This window comes from Paracoccus seriniphilus, assembly GCF_028553745.1.
In the GTDB taxonomy this organism is placed as follows: domain Bacteria; phylum Pseudomonadota; class Alphaproteobacteria; order Rhodobacterales; family Rhodobacteraceae; genus Paracoccus; species Paracoccus seriniphilus.
Map to the genome: position 1 here is coordinate 1,238,820 of NZ_CP067129.1, position 16,580 is coordinate 1,255,399.

At 62.1% G+C, this 16,580-nt stretch carries 14 protein-coding genes; 8 read left to right on the forward strand and 6 right to left on the reverse strand.

Annotated features, from left to right (window positions below; translation table 11 throughout):
* Window positions 1-17: 17 nt before the first annotated feature.
* A complete protein-coding gene (locus JHW44_RS06085; RefSeq protein ID WP_089342952.1) occupies window positions 18-878 on the reverse strand; it encodes a LysR family transcriptional regulator ArgP in 861 nt (286 codons plus the stop codon).
* An 80-nt stretch (window positions 879-958) separates the two neighbouring features.
* On the opposite strand from JHW44_RS06085, the gene JHW44_RS06090 reads away from it, so the two are divergent.
* Window positions 959-1,552 (forward strand): LysE/ArgO family amino acid transporter, encoded by a 594-nt coding sequence (locus tag JHW44_RS06090; protein WP_089342951.1) that lies wholly within the window; start codon window positions 959-961, stop codon window positions 1,550-1,552.
* A gap of 38 nt (window positions 1,553-1,590) precedes the next feature.
* Window positions 1,591-2,499 (forward strand): DMT family transporter, encoded by a 909-nt coding sequence (locus JHW44_RS06095; protein ID WP_245846788.1) that lies wholly within the window; start codon window positions 1,591-1,593, stop codon window positions 2,497-2,499.
* A gap of 13 nt (window positions 2,500-2,512) precedes the next feature.
* Here JHW44_RS06095 and glmS read toward each other — a convergent pair whose 3' ends face one another.
* Both glmS and glmU read right to left on the reverse strand, forming a co-directional pair.
* Window positions 2,513-4,330, reverse strand: a complete 1,818-nt coding sequence (gene glmS / locus JHW44_RS06100; RefSeq protein WP_089342950.1) for a glutamine--fructose-6-phosphate transaminase (isomerizing) — start codon at window positions 4,328-4,330, stop codon at window positions 2,513-2,515.
* A complete protein-coding gene (gene glmU, locus JHW44_RS06105) occupies window positions 4,330-5,673 on the reverse strand; it encodes a bifunctional UDP-N-acetylglucosamine diphosphorylase/glucosamine-1-phosphate N-acetyltransferase GlmU (protein ID WP_089342949.1) in 1,344 nt (447 codons plus the stop codon). The genes glmS and glmU overlap by 1 nt, the downstream gene beginning before the upstream one ends.
* Window positions 5,674-5,789: 116 nt before the next feature.
* Between glmU and JHW44_RS06110 the strand changes: the two genes are divergently transcribed.
* Window positions 5,790-6,464 (forward strand): HAD-IA family hydrolase, encoded by a 675-nt coding sequence (locus JHW44_RS06110; RefSeq protein ID WP_089342948.1) that lies wholly within the window; start codon window positions 5,790-5,792, stop codon window positions 6,462-6,464.
* 77 nt (window positions 6,465-6,541) lie between these two features.
* Here JHW44_RS06110 and bfr read toward each other — a convergent pair whose 3' ends face one another.
* Together bfr and JHW44_RS06120 are read right to left on the reverse strand one after the other, a co-directional pair.
* Window positions 6,542-7,027, reverse strand: a complete 486-nt coding sequence (gene bfr / locus JHW44_RS06115) for a bacterioferritin (protein ID WP_089342947.1) — start codon at window positions 7,025-7,027, stop codon at window positions 6,542-6,544.
* Window positions 6,975-7,268 (reverse strand): (2Fe-2S)-binding protein, encoded by a 294-nt coding sequence (locus JHW44_RS06120; protein ID WP_089342946.1) that lies wholly within the window; start codon window positions 7,266-7,268, stop codon window positions 6,975-6,977. The genes bfr and JHW44_RS06120 overlap by 53 nt, the downstream gene beginning before the upstream one ends.
* Before the next feature lie 127 nt (window positions 7,269-7,395).
* Between JHW44_RS06120 and queA the strand changes: the two genes are divergently transcribed.
* From queA to lpdA, 3 genes are all read left to right on the forward strand, one after another.
* Window positions 7,396-8,454, forward strand: coding sequence for a tRNA preQ1(34) S-adenosylmethionine ribosyltransferase-isomerase QueA (gene queA, locus JHW44_RS06125; protein ID WP_089342945.1), 1,059 nt, complete (start codon window positions 7,396-7,398; stop codon window positions 8,452-8,454).
* Between the two features lie 66 nt (window positions 8,455-8,520).
* Window positions 8,521-9,786: an MFS transporter gene (locus JHW44_RS06130; RefSeq protein ID WP_089342944.1), complete on the forward strand. Its 1,266-nt coding sequence runs from the start codon at window positions 8,521-8,523 to the stop codon at window positions 9,784-9,786.
* Window positions 9,787-9,890: 104 nt separating this feature from the next.
* Entirely contained in the window at window positions 9,891-11,285 is a 1,395-nt protein-coding gene (gene lpdA / locus JHW44_RS06135) for a dihydrolipoyl dehydrogenase (RefSeq protein ID WP_089342943.1), read from the forward strand.
* Window positions 11,286-11,356: 71 nt separating this feature from the next.
* Here lpdA and JHW44_RS06140 read toward each other — a convergent pair whose 3' ends face one another.
* Complete coding sequence (locus JHW44_RS06140) at window positions 11,357-13,780, reverse strand: penicillin acylase family protein (protein WP_089342942.1); 2,424 nt, start codon at window positions 13,778-13,780, stop codon at window positions 11,357-11,359.
* A gap of 158 nt (window positions 13,781-13,938) precedes the next feature.
* On the opposite strand from JHW44_RS06140, the gene JHW44_RS06145 reads away from it, so the two are divergent.
* Together JHW44_RS06145 and JHW44_RS06150 are read left to right on the forward strand one after the other, a co-directional pair.
* Window positions 13,939-14,805 (forward strand): NAD(P)-dependent oxidoreductase, encoded by an 867-nt coding sequence (locus JHW44_RS06145; protein ID WP_089342941.1) that lies wholly within the window; start codon window positions 13,939-13,941, stop codon window positions 14,803-14,805.
* A 123-nt stretch (window positions 14,806-14,928) separates the two neighbouring features.
* Window positions 14,929-16,551 (forward strand): long-chain fatty acid--CoA ligase, encoded by a 1,623-nt coding sequence (locus tag JHW44_RS06150; RefSeq protein ID WP_089342940.1) that lies wholly within the window; start codon window positions 14,929-14,931, stop codon window positions 16,549-16,551.
* Window positions 16,552-16,580: the final 29 nt, after the last annotated feature.

Genomic DNA, 16,580 nt, shown 5'->3' on the forward strand with positions numbered 1-16,580 from the left:
CTGCCAGAAACCGGCCGTCAGGACAGCAGCACTGTTCTGGCGGCCTTTTTCATGGCCTCGGTCAGCGGAGCGATGGCCTTTGCGGTGATGCGCGCGGTTTGCCAGGTCAGCGGCACATCCAGCGGATGATCGGGTGACAGGTCCACCAATCGGCCAGACGCCAGATCGTCCAGAATCATCGCCTCGGGGTTCATCCCCCAGCCAAGGCCCAGCCGTGTTGCCTCGGCAAAGGCCTGGGACGAGGGGACCCGATGCAGGGGCAGGGCGATCCGCTGTGCGCAGATGGCCTGAACCCAGCGGTCCTGCAGCCCGTCCTTGTGATTGTAGCTAAGCGCAGGAGCCCGTTTCAGGCTGATCGCATCGACGCCCCGGGGAAAATGCCGATGCATGAAATCCGGACTGGCGGTGGCGCGATAGCGCATCCGACCAAGGGGCAGACTGTCACATCCGGCGATCGGGCGGGTTTCACTGGTCAAGGCGGCGCTGACCTGGCCGCTGCGCAGCCAGTCATGGGCATGGTCCTGATCGTCGATTACCAGATCCAGCAAGCCCGGCACCTTGGCCAGCGGAGCCATCGCCCAGGTCGCCAGGCTGTCGGCATTGACCGCAACCCGAATGACCGGGGTTTCCGAAGGCAGGCCATGCAGGGTCGATTCCAGCAGCCGGACCTGCTCCAGATGGGCGGCAAGGCGCAATCCGGCCGTCGTGCCGGTGATTGGCGGGCCGCGGTTGATCAGAGTGGTGCCGCTGCGCTCCTCGAGCCCGCGGATCCGTTGCGAGATCGCCGAGGGCGTCACCGACAGCGCATGGGCCGCGGCCTCGAAGGAACCGCGCCGCAGGATCTCGGACAGGGCCAGCAGGGCAGGATAGTCCAGCATTAGATTTTCTTAATCCGGTTCATTTCAATTCATTTTACTTGAGTGCCGCGCAATGTCATCCCGCCTTATCGGAGGTGAAGATGATGTCCTATGTCGCCGGTCTTGGAACCGCATTGTCGCTGATCATGGCCATTGGCGCGCAGAATGCCTTTGTGCTGAAACAGGGGTTGCTGCGCAGCCATGTTCTGGCGGTCATCCTGTTCTGCGCATGTTCGGATGCGGTTCTGATCATCCTGGGCGTCACCGGCATGGCTGCGATTGCCGAACTCGCGCCCTGGTTGATCGAGGTCATGCGCTGGGGCGGCGTTGCCTTTCTGCTGCTGTATGGTGCCAGATCATTCCGCGCCGCCATCCAGGGAGGAGAAGCCCTGACGCCGCAAGGAGAGATGCGCAGCCTGAAGGCGACATTGGCGGTAATTGCGGCGCTGACCTGGCTGAACCCGCATGTCTGGCTGGATACGGTGATGCTGTTGGGGTCGATCTCGGCGCAATGGCCCTCACCCCTTCTGTTCGGGGCAGGGGCGGTGACCGGATCATTCGTCTTTTTCTTTGCGCTGGGATATGGCGCGCGGCTGCTGGCACCGGTTTTTGCCCGTCCGCGCGCCTGGCAATGGCTGGAGGTCGGCGTCGGCATCGTGATGTGGGGCATCGCCCTGCGGCTGATTCTGGAATAGGGCTTGCACGCGCCGCAAAAAAGCGGTGACTGCATCATATGCAAATTGATCGAGAAACAGGCCGAGATCTGATCGGCATTGGGTGGATGCTGGTGACGGGCCTGTGCTTTGTCGCGGTAAACGGCATCGTTCGGGGATTGGAGGGCGCCTTGCCGGCCCCTCAGGCGGCCTTTATCCGCTTTCTCTTTGGCACGGCTTTCATGTTGCCCGTTTTGCTGCCAGTGCTGCGCAGGGGCTTTGGCCGACAACTCTGGGCCGGATTCGCGCTGCGCGGGGCGCTGCATGTCCTTGGGGTGGTGGCCTGGTTCTATGCGATGTCGCGCATCACCGTCGCCGAAGTGACGGCGATCGGCTTCCTCAACCCGATCATGGTCACCATCGGCGCGGCGTTGTTTCTGGGGGAAAAGCTGGCTCTGCGTCGCATGATTGCAATCGCCGTCGCGTTGCTGGGCGCGTTGATCGTTTTGCGTCCGGGGCTGCGTCCGCTTGATCCGGGGCATCTGTCCCAGATCTGTGCGGCTGTGGGATTCGGCGCTTCCTATCTGGTTGCCAGCCGTTTGTCGCGCCAGGTTCCGGCATCCACGGTCGTGGCGATGATGTCGCTTTGCGTGGCCATCGGGCTTGCGCCTTTGGCCATTGCCGTGTGGACGCCGCCGACGCTGGTTCAAATCGGCTGGCTGGCTCTGGTCGCGGTATTCGCGACGCTTGGCCATTACACGATGACCCGGGCCTTTGCCGCCGCGCCGCTGACGGTGACCCAGCCGGTCACCTTCCTGCAGCTGATCTGGGCCAGCCTGCTGGGCGTGTTGGTCTTTCACGAGCCGCTGGACATCTGGGTCATTCTGGGGGGCGGGCTGATGATCGGCTCGATCACCTATATCACCTGGCGCGAGGCGCAGAAGAGGGCCCGCCTGAAGACCCCTCCTGTCACCGCGACCAAGGGCTAGAGCGCCCGGAAGGTCATTCGACCGTGACTGATTTGGCCAGATTGCGCGGCTGATCCACATCCGTGCCCTTTGCAACGGCCGTGTGATAGGCCAGATATTGCATGGGAACGGCATAGAGGATCGGCTGGAAAACCCCGCCTCCCGAAGGCAGTTGCAGGCTTGCACGCGTGCCTTCGCCGCCCGCCTCGATGCCCTTGGCATCCGACAGCAACAGGATCTGGCCATGGCGCGCCATGACTTCCTGCATGTTCGAGATGGTCTTTTCGAACAGGTGATCATGAGGAGCCAGAACGACCACGGGAACATCACGGTCGATCAGCGCGATGGGGCCATGTTTCAATTCCCCCGAGGCATAGCCCTCGGCGTGGATATAGCTGAGTTCCTTCAGCTTCAGCGCACCTTCCAGCGCCACGGGGAACAGCGCGCCGCGACCCAGATAGAGAACGTCCTGCGCCTGGGCCAGCCATTCCGACAGGGCCTGGCATTCATCCGAAAGTCCCAGTGATTGCTGCAACAGCGCAGGAATGCTGCGCAGATCGTCCAGATGGCGGGCCAGTTCGGCATCGCTCAGGCGTTTGCGGTCATGCGCGGCCTTCAGCGCCAGAATGGCCAGAACGGTCAGCTGGCAGGTAAATGCCTTGGATGAGGCAACGCTGACCTCGATTCCCGCAAGGGTCGGCAGGGCGATATCGCTGTCGCGCGCGATCGCCGAGGTTCCGACATTCACCAGACCGATGGTGCGGCTGACCTGGGTGCGCGCATAGTGCAGCGCCGCCAGGGTATCGGCGGTTTCGCCCGATTGGCTGATCGAGATGAACCAGCTTGTCGCAGACAGGGGCGGTTCCCGATAGCGGAACTCCGAGGCAACATCGATGTCGCAGGGCAGCCCGGCCAGCTGCTCGAACCAGTATTTCGCCACATGTCCGGCCAGATGCGCCGTGCCGCAGCCGACCAGCGAGATCCGGTCCACATCGGCAAAATCCATCGTGTCGGGCAGAACGATCCGATCGCCTTTGACGTAATGGTTCAGCACATCGCCGATCACCACCGGCTGCTCGGCGATTTCCTTGGCCATGAAATGGCGATAGCCGGCCTTGTCGATGGAGGTGGCACCGATATCGATGCGCGCGGCAACGCGGCTGACAGGCTGTGCCGCGGAATCAAATATCTCGACGCCACTGCGCGTCAGAACAGCGTGATCGCCATCTTCCAGATAGGTGACCTTATCGGTGAAGGGGGCCAGTGCGACCGCATCCGAGCCGATGAACATTTCACCCTCGCCATGGCCGATGGCCAGCGGGCTGCCCCGACGTGCGGCAATCATCAGGTCGCCTTCGCCTTCGAACAGGAAGGCCAGGGCAAAGGCCCCGTCCAGGCGGGTCAGGGTCGCGCGCGCGGCCTCGAGCGGAGTCATGCCCTGATCCCGGAAATGCCCGGTCAGCAGCGCGACGGTTTCGGTGTCGGTCTGCGATTCCGGCTGAATGCCCAGAGCCTGCAGTTCGGCGCGCAATTCGCGGAAATTCTCGATAATGCCGTTATGCACCACCGCGACAGAGCCGAAACGGTGGGGGTGGGCATTGATCTCATTCGCTTCGCCATGGGTGGCCCAACGGGTGTGGCCGATGCCGGAAAGGCCGACAAGAGGCTCATGGACCAGCTTGTCAGAGAGATTGACCAGCTTGCCCACGGCACGGCGGCGGTCGAGACGGCCTTCGCCGTCGATCGTCGCGACGCCGGCGCTGTCATAGCCGCGATACTCCAGCCGTCTCAGCCCGTCGACCAGTTGCGGCGAAACCTCATGCTTGCCCAGAATTCCGATAATGCCGCACATCAGCGTTTCTCCTTGCGGGCGCGCAGGGCTTGCATCAGCCGGACACCCAGTCCGGGTTTGTTCGCTTGTCGCGCACGGCCAAGGGCCAATGCGCCATCCTCGACATCATCGGTGATGACCGAACCCGAGCCGGTGACGGCCTCGGCCCCCACACGCACCGGCGCGACCAGCATCGTATCGCTGCCGATAAAGGCCCGCGCGCCGATCTGGGTGCGGTGCTTCATGACGCCATCATAATTGCAGGTGATCGTTCCCGCGCCGATATTGCTGTGTTCGCCAACCGAGGCATCGCCAAGATAGGTCAGATGGCCGACCTTCACCCCCTCATCCAGAACCGAGTTCTTGATTTCGACGAAATTTCCGACATGGACATCGCTGCCCAGTTCAGCCCCCACACGCAGCCGCGCAAAGGGCCCCACGGTGGCCCCAGCAGAAACATGGCAGCCTTCCAGATGGCTGAAGGGCAGGATCTCCGCACCCGATTCAACGGTCACACCGGGGCCAAAGACCACGTTCTGACCGATGATCGCATCGCGCCCGATCACCGTATCCAGCGCGAACCAGACGGTTTCAGGATCGCTGAGCGTGACGCCGTTTTCCAGCGCCTCGGCCCGGGCGCGGGTCTGAAACGCCGATTCGGCCTGTGCCAGTTCGGCCCGCGTGTTGATGCCAAGGGTCTCTTCCTCGTCACAGGTCACGACGTCGGCGCGATGTCCCTCGGCGCGGGCCAGTTCCACCAGGTCGGTCAGATAGTATTCGCCAGCGGCATTGTTGTTGTCGATTCGCACGATCAGCTTGCGCAACAATGCTGCGTCCAGCGCCATGACGCCGGAATTGCACAGCGCGATCCGCCGTGTGGCTTCGTCGGCGTCCTTGAATTCAACAATACGTTCAAGACCGCGGTCAGTCACGACCAGCCGGCCATAGCGGCCGGGGTCTTCGGCTTCGAACCCCAGAACGACCACGTCGGCCGGATGGCTGGACAGGGCCGCCAGTGTGTCCTGCCCGATAAAGGGCGTGTCGCCGTAAAGCACGATCACCTTGCCTTCAAAGCCTTCCAGCGCGGGCAGGGTCTGGCGCACGGCATGACCGGTGCCCAGTTGCTCGGTCTGACGGACGATTTCCGCTTCGGGGTCCAGTTTGGCCGTGGCGCTGGCGACCTTGTCGCCGCCATGTCCTGCCACGACGATGATCTGTTCAGGCTCCAGGCTGCGGGCTGCCGCCAGCGCATGGCCGATGAGTGGCACACCGGCAAGTCGATGCAGCACCTTGGGCAGATCCGATTGCATGCGGCTGCCTTGTCCGGCCGCAAGGACGACTACCGCTGTCGAGCTTTCCGTCATTTTGTAATCATCGCCTGTTCAATTTCTGTCAGTCGCCTTCTAATTGAGAGGGCGCTTGCTGGAAAGGGTCGGCACGTTCACCTTTGTTTTCCGAATATGTCGCGAAAGGATGGCGCATGACTGGTACGGTGGTCTTTGATCTGGACGGAACTCTGGCCGATACATCGGGGGATCTGCTGGCAGCAGCCAATGCCTGTTTTGCCGCACGCGGGCTGGGGGAATTGCTGGACCCGGTCGAGGATGCGCTGATCGCATTCCACGGCGGGCGTGCCATGCTGCGCGCTGGCTATGGCCGCATGCCGGAGGATGTCCTGTTGCCTCCGGGAGCCGAGGATGAAGATTACAACCGCCTGTTGCAGCATTATGGCGAGAATATCGCTGTCCATACACGGCTCTATCCCGGTGCAGTCGAGGCGCTGGCCCGGCTGGACGCCGAGGGGTTCCGGCTGGCGGTCTGCACGAACAAGCCCGAGTCCCTGGCGGAAACGCTGTTGCGGGAACTGGGCATCCGCGACGCCTTTGCAGCCTTGATCGGGGCAGATACCTTGCCCGTGCGCAAGCCCGATCCACGCCCCTATCGCGCTGCGGTCGAGGCCGTCAGCGGTGATCTGGGGCAGTCATTCCTGTTGGGGGATACGGAAACCGACCGGCGCACGGCCGCGGCGGCGGGGGTCAAGGTGGCGCTGGTGGCCTTTGGCCCCGAAGGCAATGCGATTTCCCGGCTGAAGCCCGATGCACTGTTGCATCACTTTGATGAACTGCCCGAACTGGCGCGCAACTGGCTGCGATAGCGGGCAGGATCAATACGGGGCGCGAACAATCGGGCGCGCCCCGGTTCAGGGTCAGAGGACGGGCAATTCGCCCCTGATCATTCGGCCTGGCTGGCCGGTTTGGCGTTCAGCTGGCCAAATTTCTCGGCGCCGATCGTGTCATGCAGATCAAGCTGGGTTTCCAGGAAGTCGATGTGGCCTTCCTCATCGGCGATCAGTTCCTCGAACAGGGCCTTGCTGACATAGTCGCCAACTTTTTCGCAGTGCTCACGCGCCTCGATATACAGTTTGCGCGCATCATGTTCGCCGGCCAGATCGGCCTCCATGGTTTCTTTCAGGTTCTGGCCGATCCGCAACGGATCAAGCTTCTGCAGATTGGGATGACCTTCCAGAAAGATGATTCGCTGAATCAGCTTGTCTGCGTGGTTCATTTCCTCGATGGACTCGGCGCGCGATTTGTCCGCGATATGACCATAGCCCCAGTCTTCTTGCAGCCGATAATGCAGCCAGTATTGGCTGACGGCTGTCAGTTCAGACCGCAGCGCGGCGTTGAGATACTCGATGACTTTGCTGTCGCCCTTCATGTCCGGACCCTTCCGTAATCTTTGATTTCGCCCGCAGAATTGGCGGGGCTACCGTCAAGCTATCGCAGTTGCGCATGGTGTCCAGAAATAGCGGCATGCAGCCGCCGCAATCGGCGCGTTTGCCAAGGGCGTGATAGATCTTGCCGGGTGTGATGATCGTCCGGGGGTCGGCGCTGCGCATCCAGTTGATCGCATCGCGAATCTCATGGTCGGAAATCTGTGTGCAATGGCAGACGATCATCGGCGGCTCCTGTTTGAAAACAACCTAGAGAAATTGTCGGATATGTAAAGACTGTCTGTTTTACTCGGTTATCACCATCTGTTCAGCGCGCTTGACGCTGGCTGGACATGCAATCACAAGCGCGGGCATGAAACTGTCCGATTTTGATTTTCATCTGCCCGAATCCCTGATCGCCACGCGTCCGGCCCGACCGCGCAGTTCGGCGCGCCTGCTGCTGGCCCAGGGGGAGGAGATTTGTGACCGCCATGTCAGTGATCTGCCCCAGATCCTGCAGCCGGGCGATTTGCTGGTGCTCAATGACACCAAGGTCATTCCGGCAAGGCTGGCAGGCACCCGGACCCGCGTGACGCCACAGGGGGATGCGGTTGCCCGGATCGAGGTCACACTGCTGGAACCTGCCGCCAGTGGATGGAACGCGCTTGCCAAACCCCTTCGCAAATTGCGCGAAGGCGAGGTCATCCGCTTTGGCGATGAGCTTTCGGCAAGGGTGGTCGAGATCGCCGATGGCGGGCTGCGTCTGGCCTTTGATGCCGAGGGCGATGCCTTTGACGCGGCATTGAACAAGGTCGGGGCGATGCCCTTGCCGCCCTATATCGCGGCGCTGCGTGCGCCCGATGCGCGCGATCACGAGGATTACCAGACCGTATGGGCGGAACGGCAGGGTGCGGTTGCGGCACCCACCGCCAGTCTGCATTTCGACGCGCCGCTGCTGGATGCACTGCGCGCGCGGGGGGTGGAATTCGTCCATGTTACCCTGCATGTCGGGGCGGGCACCTTTCTGCCGGTCAAGGTCGAGGATGTCACAACCCACCGCATGCATGCCGAATGGGGCGAGGTCAGTGCCCAGGCCGCCGCGCAGATCAATCGGGCGAAATCCGAAGGCCGCCGGGTCATTGCGGTCGGCACCACGGCACTGCGCCTGATCGAATCGGCTGCCACCGCCGAAGGCCGGATGCAGCCATTTCGCGACACGACCGACATCTTCATCTATCCCGGTTATCAATTCAGGGTGACAGATGCGTTGATGACGAATTTCCATCTGCCGAAATCGACCCTGCTGATGCTGGTCTCGGCGCTGATGGGGCAGGAAAAAATCCAGAAAATATATGAACATGCCGTCGAAAACGGATATCGTTTCTTCAGCTATGGCGATGCGTCGCTTCTGATCCCGGAATGTCGTATTTGATTTGACCTTGCTGGCCGATGCACTCTAGGGGCTGTGCTTTGGCAGTTCGGGCGCAGCGAGGGCATCATGAGTTCGGTTTTACGCAGCACTTGGCCGCTGCTTCTTGGCATGTTGTTGTTGATGGTCGGCAACGGCATGCAGGGAACCCTGCTGGGGATCCGGGGTGGGATCGAAGGCATTCCGACCTTCCGCATGTCCGTGGTCATGTCCAGCTATTTCGGCGGCTTCCTGCTGGGCAGCCTGTTCGTTCCGGGGATCATCAAGAACGTCGGGCATGTGCGCGTCTTTGCCGCCCTGGGGTCGCTGATTTCGGCGATCCTGGTTCTATATGCCATCGAGCCGAACTGGATCTTCTGGAGTTTGCTGCGTTTTCTGATCGGCTTCTGCTTCTGCGGCGTGTACATCACTGCCGAAAGCTGGCTGAACGAAGGGGCCAGCAATGAATCGCGCGGGCAGGCCCTGGCGGCCTATATGATCGTCCAGCTGCTGGGAATCGTCGTCGCGCAGGCTCTGCTGAACACCGGTGATCCGGCCGGATATCTGCTGTTCATCATCCCCTCGGTTCTGGTTTCGCTGTCCTTTACGCCTATTTTGCTGTCGGCCAAGCCCGGCCCGCAGTTTGAAACCATCAAGCGGATGTCCTTTGGCGAACTTTATCAGGCTTCACCTCTGGGCTGCGTCGGGATCTTCGTGATGGGCAGCGTGCTGTCGGTGGTGTCGGGGATGTCCGCGGTCTGGGGCGCCCAGATCGGATTGTCGGTTGCCGAAATATCTGTTTTCGTGGCAGCCGCCTATGCGGGCGGGCTGGCGCTGCAATATCCGCTGGGATGGGTGTCGGATCGCTTTGATCGCCGCCGGATGGTCTTTCTGCTGGGAGCCTTTGGCGCGGCGGTCACATTCCTTGTCGTGCTGTTGCAACCGGGAACCATGGGGCTGGTGATCGCGGCGGCCTTGATGGGCGGCGTGGCAAACCCGATCTATGGCATCCTGCTGGCCTATACGAATGACTTTCTGGATCCCTCGGACATGGCCTCGGCCTCGGCAGGGCTCTTGTTCATCAATGGCATCGGTTCGATCGGCGGGCCGTTGATCACCGGTTGGCTGATGGGGCAGATCGGGTCCGATGGCTATTGGATCTACATGGGGGTCATGCTGAGCGGGCTGACCGTCTATGCGGCATGGCGGATGACACGTCGCCGCGCCCTGACGCCGGATGAACAGGCCAGCTATGCGGTCGTGACACCCAGCACCACGCCTCTGGCACTTGAAGCGATCATGGACGAGGCTCAGTCGGACGACCCTGCGGAAACCCGCGAGGCAAGCGAGACCTGATTGCCCAACGCCCCGCTGCGACAGGCCTGTTTTGCGGGCGGGGCTTGGCTTGCTGACTGTTCGCAAATGGTTTAACGCTGAACTATCTTCAGCAAGCGAGGGACATGATGGCCCAGAAATTCGATATGGTGGTGATCGGCGCCGGCCCCGGCGGCTATGTCGCTGCGATCCGAGGCGCACAATTGGGTCTGAAAGTGGCCTGTATCGAGCGTGAAAATCTGGGCGGGATCTGCCTCAACTGGGGTTGTATTCCGACCAAGGCCCTGTTGCGCAGCGCCGAGGTCTTCCACCTGATGGAGCGCGCCAAGGATTTCGGCCTGACTGCCGACAAGATCGGATATGATATCGACAAGGTCGTCGAGCGGTCGCGCGGCGTTGCCAAGCAGTTGTCCGGCGGCGTCGGCCATCTGCTCAAGAAGAACAAGGTCACGGTGATCATGGGAGAGGCCCGGATCACCGGCAAGGGCAAGGTCACGGTCAAGACCGACAAGGGCAGTGAAGAGATCGAGGGCAAGGCGGTCATTCTGGCCACCGGCGCGCGTGCCCGCGAATTGCCGGGCCTGGAACCTGACGGCAAGCTGGTCTGGAATTACCGGCATGCGCTGAAACCGCCGCATATGCCCAAAAAGCTGCTGGTCATCGGTTCGGGCGCCATCGGCATCGAATTCGCCAGCTTCTTCAACACGCTTGGCGCCGAGACCACCGTGGTCGAAGTCATGGACCGCGTGCTGCCCGTCGAAGACGCGGAAATCAGCGCCTTTGCGAAAAAGCAGTTCGTCAAGCAGGGCATGAAGATCATCGAGAAGGCTGGGGTCAAGAAACTGGATCGCGCCGGTGACAAGGTGACCGCGCATATCGAGGTTGGCGGCAAGATCCAGACCGCAGAATTCGATACGGTCATCTCGGCCGTGGGAATCGTGGGGAATGTCGAGAACCTGGGCATTGAAGAACTGGGCGTGAAGATCGACCGCACCCATGTGATCACCGATGAATATTGCCGCACTGGTGTCGATGGGCTGTATGCCATAGGCGACGTGGCCGGTGCGCCCTGGCTGGCGCATAAGGCCAGCCATGAAGGCGTGATGGTGGCCGAACTGATCGCAGGTCAGCATCCCCATCCGATCAAGCCGAACTCGATTGCCGGTTGCACCTATTGCCATCCGCAGGTCGCCAGTGTCGGTCTGACCGAAGCCAGGGCCAAGGAGTTGGGACATGACATCAAGGTCGGTCGTTTCCCCTTTATCGGCAATGGCAAGGCGATAGCCCTTGGAGAACCCGAGGGTCTGGTGAAGACCATTTTCGACGCCAAGACCGGCGAGCTTCTGGGGGCGCATATGGTTGGCGCGGAAGTGACCGAGCTGATCCAGGGCTATGTGGTCGGGCGCACGCTTGAAACCACCGAGGCAGAGCTGATGGAAACCGTCTTCCCGCATCCGACGCTGTCGGAAATGATGCATGAATCGGTTCTGGATGCCTATGGTCGCGCGATCCATTTCTGATCGCCGCCATGTCTCTTGATCGCGTGCAAGCGGGGGCTGTCTGGCCCCCGTTTCGCATTTCGGGGGCCGGTTTATTCAGAGCGCGGCAGCAGACGCGTGACGCCCAAGGCGGCGGCGCGTGCCAGTTCGGGGTCCAGCGACATGCCGATATACTCTCCGCGCCGCCACAGTTCCGCCAGATCGTCATAGTGGCGCGACAGCGGATGGCCGGATTGGCCGGTCGAGGTGATGAAGACCGAACTGTCGGGATCGGCAAGGTCATAGACGCCGCGATATCCCGCGCCCGTGACCGCGCGATAGGGCGTGCTCTTGCCACCCATCAACCCGCCCTGTGCCACGGTGAAATCACCGCCCGAGACCGACTGGGTCAGATTGACGATCCAGCCAAGCCCGGACAGGCTGCCAATGCCCGGATGGGTATGGACCACCTGATGCAGGTCGCCCCAGCGCCAGCTGGTGACATTGGGTCCGAATTTCTCGGTCAGATCAAGTATCGCCAGATCCAGCGACTGGCGCGCGATGGTGGTGCAATCTTCCTTTGGGGCGCTTTGCACGATGTCGCACCAGCGCGCGGCGCCGTCGCGGTTGCGAAAGACCGCATCTATGAATGAGGGATGCAGGATCGTGATGTCATCGGCTATCGGGCCCAGATCGTCACGGATCAACCGGTCCTGCAGACGCTGCATCCAGGCGACATAGATCAGCGGTTCGGGCAGATGCTCGCTCATCTCGCCATCCCATTCCGCCAGAAGGGCCAGGGCCTCCTGACGTTGACGTTCGACGGTTCCGGGGGCGGCCGGTTCGCCCGAGAACCACAGATTTGCCCCGACGAGCGGCAGCAAGGCCCGCGCAGCCGGGCTGATGACATCGAGTTGGGTGGCAATGAAGCTGTCGCGCGAATGCACCTCGCGGTCCTGAATCAGCCGGGTCAGCCTGCCGCGACGCAAAAGCGCAGGGCTGCGTTCTTCGGAAGATATCAGAATCCCGGCGGTCTCATCGGGCAGGTCGCCCGTCTCGATGGATTCGGGATCGGCCCATCGGGTGCTGTTCAGCCAGCCCGGCGCGGGCATCCGTCCCGCGGTCGGATGGTCGGAGGCGCGCCGGGGCACCATGCCGGCCTGAATCTGGCGGATCCCGTCGGAATCGGCCAATGTCACGATCATTGCCGGGGCGACCACATCCCCGAGTGCGGCTTTCGCGCTGTCCGTATCAGGCGCGCGCATCAGCCGGATCAGGGCGGACAGGGTGCTGTCGCTGTCGGACAATCCCGTCCATTTCAGCACCGGCACATGTCCCATGGGTGTGACATCCCGCAATCCCGGATCCAGCCCCGGAACGGCGGGGCCGTTTTCGGTCTTGCGCAGGGTGATCGCGCGCGGCGGGGCGTCCAGAATCCGGATCACCTCGTTGCGGGACTGGAAATCGGTCCAGCCGTTTCGACCGCGATAGCGATCGGGATTACCCGGCTGCACCTCTTCGATGGCGATATCGGCGTCATCGACCGGGGCGGGCGCAATCCCCCAGGCCAGATGCGGGTTCCGTCCCGACAATACTGCCGGAATGCCGGGAATCGTCGCGCCGATCACCCCGCCCGAGGACAGTTGCAGCCGCGCCAGATAGAACAGGGAGGGGGCGGTCATCGGTGCCAATATGTCATTGGCCAGCAGGGCACCTCCGGCGGCCGTGCGACTGGGGGCGGCGGCAATGCTGTTTGCGCCCAGTCCCTGACCGGGGCGCAGAAAGGAGGTCAACTGTGCGGGACCGCCGGGTCGGGCAAGTTTTTCCGGCGTGACAAAGCGCGCCCCGGGAAAGAGCGAGGCATAGACCGGGCGCGGTGTCATGCCCGTTCCTGCATCAAGGATATCCGGCCCGTATTGGGGCGAGACAAGCGACAGTCTGGCGCGCAGGACCTCTTGGGCGACGGCATCGCTGGATGTTGCGGCCAGCAGCTTCAGAATGGCAAGGGAATCCGCGGGTTGCCAATAGGATATCTGGTCCGGGAACAGAAAGAACTCGGGCGCGCCGCGACCCAGCGCGTTCTCGTTCACTTCGGCAATCCACTCGTTCACGCCGGCGGCATAGGCGCGCAGGGCCGCGCGGGTGTCCTTGTTCTGTGCTTCCAGCGATTGCCTTGCATGGCGATACAGTTCCAGTCGTCGCGCCAGATCATCGGCGGCAAAGGCGCCGACACCCTGAATCTCGGACAGGCGCCCCTGCGCGGCACGGCGCAGCAGCGTCATCTGGAACAGCCGGTCCTGTGCATGGGCAACCCCAAGTGCAAAGAACATGTCGGCATCGCTCTGGCCAAAGATATGGGGCACGTTTTCGGTGCTGCGCACGATTTCGACCGGCGCGGTCAGCCCGTTCATGCGATAGGTCGCATCATAATCGGGCAGGGACCGGACCGAGAAATACCAGATCAGGATGGCGCCAAGCAACAGCAGCACGATAAGGGCAATGGTCAGCCTGAGAAGCCAGCGGAAAAGTGTCAGCATGAAGGCGTTGTTTCCATGTGCCGGTCCGGGATGCCTTGGTGCTGGCCGCGGGATCTTGACCCGGGCGCATGAGGGTGTTGGTTTGATCCTTAAGACAGCGGCGCGACCATTTCAACGCAACGCTGTGTCACGACACGGATAACTGAAAGGAAGTCACAATGGCCAAACTGGCATTTCTGGGTCTTGGGGTCATGGGGTTCCCCATGGCGGCTCATCTGAAGGCCGCGGGCCACGACGTGACGGTCTATAACCGCAGTCCTGAAAAGGCCGAAGCCTGGGTTGCCGCCAATGGCGGACAGTCCGCGCCAACGCCGCGCGAGGCCGCTGCAGGGGCTGATTTCGTGTTGTCCTGCGTGGGCAATGATGATGACCTGCGCTCGGTCTGTCTGGGCGAGGACGGCGCATTTTCCGGCATGGAACGCGGCGCGATCTTTGTTGATCACACCACGGTTTCTGCCGCAGTGACGCGCGAACTGGCCGCAGCGGCGACAGAGATGGGGCTGGGCTATGTCGATGCGCCGATCTCGGGCGGGCAGGCGGGCGCCGAAAATGGTCAATTGTCCGTGATGTGTGGTGGTGCCGAAGAGGATTACGCCAAGGCCGCTCCGGTCGTGGCTGCCTATGCCAAGATATGCCGTCGTCTGGGCGAAGTCGGGGCAGGGCAGATGACCAAGATGTGCAACCAGATCGCAATTGCCGGCCTGGTTCAGGGGCTGTCGGAATCGCTGGCCTTTGCCCGCAAGGCCGGGCTGGATATCGAAAGCGTGGTCGAGGTGATCAGCCAGGGTGCCGCAGGCAGCTGGCAGATGGAAAACCGCCACAAGACCATGGCTGCGGGGGAATTCGAGCACGGTTTCGCGGTGAACTGGATGCGCAAGGATCTGGCCATCTGCCTGGCCGCCGCGGATGAGGTCGGGGTCTCCTTGCCCGTCACCGCGCTGGTCGATCAGTTCTACAAGGACGTGCAGGCGATGGGTGGCGGTCGCTGGGACACCTCTTCGCTGATCGCGCGATTGACCGACTGACGCCACGGTATTTCCGGCTGCGGGCAAGGATGCCCCGTATATCCTGCCCGCCCGGATACAAGTTCTTGATTTTGCGTCACCCTGCCCACAGTCTGAAAGAAACTCGGGGAGGAGAAAACGACGATGCAGGGCCTGATGATGCACCGCCCGCTTTTGCAGGGCGATCTTCTGGATTACGCCGCCGACAGCTTTCCGGCGGCAGAGATCGTCTCGCGCCGTGCCGAGGGGGATACCCACCGGCAAAGCTATGCCCAGACCCGCGCCCGTGCGGTTCAGCTGTCCCATGCGCTGGAGCGTCTGGGGGTGACGATGGGGGATCGTGTCGCCACGCTGGCCTGGAACGGCCACCGCCATCTGGAGCTGTATAACGGCATCTCGAATATCGGCGCGATCTGCCACACCATCAATCCGCGCCTGTCCGCGGAACAGATGATCTTCATCATCAGGCATGCCGAGGACCGGTTGCTGTTCACCGATCTGACCTTCGTGCCATTGCTGGAGAAGCTGAAGGACCATCTGCCGGGGTTGCGTTACGTGATCATGACCGATCGAGATCACATGCCCGAAAACGGTCTGGATGCCCTGTGTTACGAGGATCTGCTGGCGAATGAAGACAGCAGTCGGGATTGGCCCGAACTGGCGGAAACCACGGCTTCGGGACTGTGCTATACCTCGGGAACGACCGGTGATCCCAAGGGGGTGCTGTATACCCATCGTTCGAATGTGCTGCATGCGTTGTCGGTTGCCGCGACCATCGGTCCGGATCTGGGCAAGCAGCCGCGGATATTGCCGGTGGTGCCGCTGTTCCATGTCAACGCTTGGGGGCTGCCCTTTTACGCGCCGCTTGCCGGGGCCAGTCTGATCATGCCCGGTCCTTTCCTGGACGGTGCCAGCCTGTGGGATCTGTGCGAAGGCGAAGCCGTGCAAAGCGCCTGGGGCGTCCCGACGATCTGGCAGGGGCTATATGCAGAAATCGTCAAGCGGGGTCGCAAGCCCGAGGCGCTGCATCACATCGTCGTCGGCGGCAGCGCCATGCCCCGCAGCCTGACCGCCCGGTTCGAAGAGCTTGGCATCGACGTGAACCACGCCTGGGGCATGACCGAGACCTCACCACTGGGGTCCCAGGGGTCCCTGACGGCCGACAAGGACGATCTGCCGCTGGAGCAGCGGCTGGACCTGAAGGCAACGCAGGGGCGGCGGGTCTATGGGGTCGAGATGAAGATCATCGGCGAGGATGGTCGCCGATTGCCCCATGACGGTCAGGCGATGGGCGATCTCTATGTGCGCGGCAATGTCGTCGCCAGCGGCTATTACAAGAATGATCGGGCCAGCGCGGCGGTGATCGATTCCGAGGGCTGGTTCTGCACCGGCGATATTGCCTCGATCGCGCCGGGGGGCATTCTGACCATTCGTGACCGCGCCAAGGACCTGATCAAATCCGGAGGAGAGTGGATCAGTTCGATCGATCTGGAAAACCATGCTGTCGCCCATCCCAAGGTTGCGCAATGCGCGGTGATCGCCATGCCCCATCCCAAATGGGGCGAACGTCCGTTGATGGTGGTGAAACCGGTATCGCCCGATGACCTTGCGACGCTGGACGAGATCAAGGCCTTGCTGGCGCCGCATCTGGCGGATTGGCAGATGCCCGATGATCTTGTTTTTGTCGATGAGATGCCGCTGACGGCGACTGGCAAGATCAGCAAGCTGACACTGCGCCAGCAGTTTGCCGGTCGCGCTGCGTCATAGGCAAGGGGGGCGATGAAGCCCCCGACCCG

What these genes read in the sequence shown, in the direction of transcription:
- JHW44_RS06085 (WP_089342952.1), bottom strand. Translation starts at nt 878, where the DNA reads ATGCTGGACTATCCTGCCCTGCTGGCCCTGTCCGAGATCCTGCGGCGC.
- JHW44_RS06090 (WP_089342951.1), top strand. Translation starts at nt 959, where the DNA reads ATGATGTCCTATGTCGCCGGTCTTGGAACCGCATTGTCGCTGATCATG.
- JHW44_RS06095 (WP_245846788.1), top strand. Translation starts at nt 1,591, where the DNA reads ATGCAAATTGATCGAGAAACAGGCCGAGATCTGATCGGCATTGGGTGG.
- glmS (WP_089342950.1), bottom strand. Translation starts at nt 4,330, where the DNA reads ATGTGCGGCATTATCGGAATTCTGGGCAAGCATGAGGTTTCGCCGCAA.
- glmU (WP_089342949.1), bottom strand. Translation starts at nt 5,673, where the DNA reads ATGACGGAAAGCTCGACAGCGGTAGTCGTCCTTGCGGCCGGACAAGGC.
- JHW44_RS06110 (WP_089342948.1), top strand. Translation starts at nt 5,790, where the DNA reads ATGACTGGTACGGTGGTCTTTGATCTGGACGGAACTCTGGCCGATACA.
- bfr (WP_089342947.1), bottom strand. Translation starts at nt 7,027, where the DNA reads ATGAAGGGCGACAGCAAAGTCATCGAGTATCTCAACGCCGCGCTGCGG.
- JHW44_RS06120 (WP_089342946.1), bottom strand. Translation starts at nt 7,268, where the DNA reads ATGATCGTCTGCCATTGCACACAGATTTCCGACCATGAGATTCGCGAT.
- queA (WP_089342945.1), top strand. Translation starts at nt 7,396, where the DNA reads ATGAAACTGTCCGATTTTGATTTTCATCTGCCCGAATCCCTGATCGCC.
- JHW44_RS06130 (WP_089342944.1), top strand. Translation starts at nt 8,521, where the DNA reads ATGAGTTCGGTTTTACGCAGCACTTGGCCGCTGCTTCTTGGCATGTTG.
- lpdA (WP_089342943.1), top strand. Translation starts at nt 9,891, where the DNA reads ATGATGGCCCAGAAATTCGATATGGTGGTGATCGGCGCCGGCCCCGGC.
- JHW44_RS06140 (WP_089342942.1), bottom strand. Translation starts at nt 13,780, where the DNA reads ATGCTGACACTTTTCCGCTGGCTTCTCAGGCTGACCATTGCCCTTATC.
- JHW44_RS06145 (WP_089342941.1), top strand. Translation starts at nt 13,939, where the DNA reads ATGGCCAAACTGGCATTTCTGGGTCTTGGGGTCATGGGGTTCCCCATG.
- JHW44_RS06150 (WP_089342940.1), top strand. Translation starts at nt 14,929, where the DNA reads ATGCAGGGCCTGATGATGCACCGCCCGCTTTTGCAGGGCGATCTTCTG.